General features: G+C 37.0%; 2 protein-coding genes. Both read left to right on the forward strand.

Going from position 1 to position 2,935, the window contains the following annotated elements; translation table 11 throughout:
* Positions 1 to 1,419: penicillin-binding protein (locus QWC74_RS10280; RefSeq protein WP_288994010.1), on the forward strand; the 1,419-nt coding region annotated here is incomplete at its 5' end.
* 211 nt (positions 1,420 to 1,630) lie between these two features.
* Positions 1,631 to 2,935: penicillin-binding protein 2 (locus QWC74_RS10285; RefSeq protein ID WP_288994011.1), on the forward strand; the 1,305-nt coding region annotated here is incomplete at its 3' end.

A 2,935-nucleotide genomic window follows, 5' to 3' on the forward strand; every position in this document is an offset into this window, starting at 1 on the left:
GTTGTCGCTAATCCTAAAACAGGAGAGATTTTGGCAATGGGAAGCCGTTCAAGTTTTGATCCTAATATAAGAGATATTGAAAATTATAATAATCCAGTGATCTCTGATTCATTTGAACCGGGATCGACGATGAAGATTTATACCTATGCTGCTGCTATTAATGAAGGAAAATATAATGGAAGTCAGTACTTTCAATCGGGATCACGCTTAGTGAATGGTTCTACTATACGAGATTGGACCCAGACTTGGGGGACGATTACCTACGATCAGGGGTTCTATCGTTCGTCAAATACGGCAATTATCGATCTTTTAACGAATGGAATTACGCCTGAGACGAATATTGAATATCTTGAAAAATTCGGTTTTGGAAGTCAAGTAGGATTACCCTTACCAAGTGAATCAGCAGGAACATTACCGACTGATTGGGATGTGACACAAAAAATAACAGCTGGATTTGGTCAAGGGATTTTAACGACTCCGATTCAACATATTCAGGCCATTACAGCTATTTTAAATGAAGGACAGTTAATTCAACCTCAACTGATTGAACGTGTTTATGATCCTAATCAGGAAAAAGATGTTTATCAATTTGAGCCGATTAAGCTAGATAATCCTATTACGGCACAAACGGCAAAACAAGTAAAAGATTTGATGGTTGGTGTTGTAGCCGAGGAAGATGGTTCAGGACGTCTTGCTTATAGTTTAGATGGTTTTACAAGTGGTGGGAAAACCGGAACGGCTCAGATTGCGGATGGTGCTAATGGATATCTTGCTAATGAATATTTGTATAGTTATATCGGATTTGCACCTGCAGATGATCCAGAGCTTGTGATGTATGTGGCCATGTCAAGACCTGAAACAGGTGGACACGACCAACTTGGACAAATTTACCGTTACGTCATGCAAACAGGATTAACGTATTTAGGAGCAGAAAAAACACCTATTTCAAACATTGAAGATGTCTATCAAAATGTTGAAGTGAATCAATACATTAATCAAAATGTTGAAGTGGCCAGTCAACGTTTGATTGAGGCTGGTTTGCAACCGATTGTGATTGGATCAGGAAATCAAGTTTTTGCACAATCTCCTTCAGCAGGAAATATAGTGGTGAGTGGGAGTAAAGTCTTTTTACAAACAGGTAAAACATATGAATTACCTAATTTTGAAGGTTGGACGAAAGATGAAGTCGTTCGTTTTGCTGAATTAGCTTCATTAAAGGTTACCTTTAATGGAGAAGGATTTGTGACATCGCAATCATTAGCTCCTGAACAAAAGATTCAGTCTACTACTGAGATTGTGATTGAGTTGACGAAAACCCCATCTCAAAATGTGACAGAAGAGGCGCATGAAGAAAACGAATCTGAAGATTCTTCTGCCGAGATAGAAATATCTCAAGAAAATGAACCAGTAAATGACTAAATTTTAGCCTAATAACGCTTTGAATAGCGTTATTAGGCTTTTTTTTATTTAAATTCTGCATAAATTAAATAGAATTGTAATAAAGTTGAATAAAAAAGTAATGTGTAGAGACGATTACGTATTTACTAAGAAAAAGACTCATATAGTTATTATGTAGGTTCAAAGTGATCATAATTGTCATATTAAATTTTACATGAAGGGGGAGCAATGGATGAAACAAGCAGGAGTCATACAACGACGATTACTTATCTTTTTATCAATTGTACTAATTTATTTTATAGCATTATTTATTCGACTTGGTTACTTGCAAATTTTTGACTCAAATGAATTGGTACAAAAAGCAGAAGAACTTTGGTCACGGAATTTACCGATAGAGGGACAAAGAGGAATTATTTATGATCGTAATCACGAAGTGATTGTTGGTAATGAAGTAGCGCCATCTGTGATTGTTATTCCAAGGCAGGTAACAGATGTTGAGCATACTTCTGAGGTATTAGCTGAAATATTAGGTGTGTCGGTTGAAGAGGCTAATCGACATGTCACGCACCGAGTTTCAGTCGAAAGAATTCAACCAGAAGGAAGAAAGTTATCAAACGAGCAAGTGGTTGCGATTCAGGAAGCGAATTTAGATGGGGTTTACTTAGTTAATGATGTCAAACGTAGTTATCCATATGGAAGTTTGCTCGCTCAAACCATTGGATTTACAGGAATTGATAATCAAGGAATTACAGGACTTGAGTATGTTTATAATGATTATTTAATGGGAGCTAATGGGGTCTGGCAATACTTTTCAGATGCAAAAGGGAATCCACTTCCACAGTTTTCAGATTCTTATTCCCCTGCATCTCGTGGATTAGATATTGAATTGACGATTGATTTGCATTTACAACAAATTCTTGATCGAGAATTTGATAATGCTGTGGCAAAATATGATCCAGATCAAATGATTGGGATTATTATGGATCCGAAAACAGGAGAGATTTTGGCTTTATCGTCACGTCCAACATATGAACCAGAAAATTATCAGGACTATGATCAAGAGATTTTTAATCGTAACTTACCGATTTGGTCAACGTATGAACCAGGTTCAACATTTAAAATTGTAACGTTCTCAGCAGCCCTAGAAGAAGGGGTGATGACTCTTGAAGATCGATTCTTTGATCCCGGATATGCAATGGTTGATGGTGTCAGAATACGTGACTGGAAAGCAGGGGGTCATGGCGATCAATCGATGCTTGAAGTCATTATGAATTCTTGTAACCCGGGATTCATTGAACTCGGAATGAGACTTGGTAAAGAGAAATTATTTGAATATATAAAAGCATATGGATTCAATGAAAAAACGGGGGTTGATATGCTTGGAGAATCACAAGGGATTATTTTTAATCCTGATAATATTGGAAATGTTGAGTTAGCAACTTCTTCATTTGGACAAGGGAACTCTGTCACGCCAATTCAGTTAGTAACAGCGGTCAGTGCAGCAGTTAATGGTGGGAATTTGATGCAACCTTATATC

Source organism: uncultured Turicibacter sp., assembly GCF_938044715.1.
Taxonomy (GTDB): Bacteria; Bacillota_I; Bacilli_A; order MOL361; family Turicibacteraceae; genus Turicibacter; species Turicibacter sanguinis.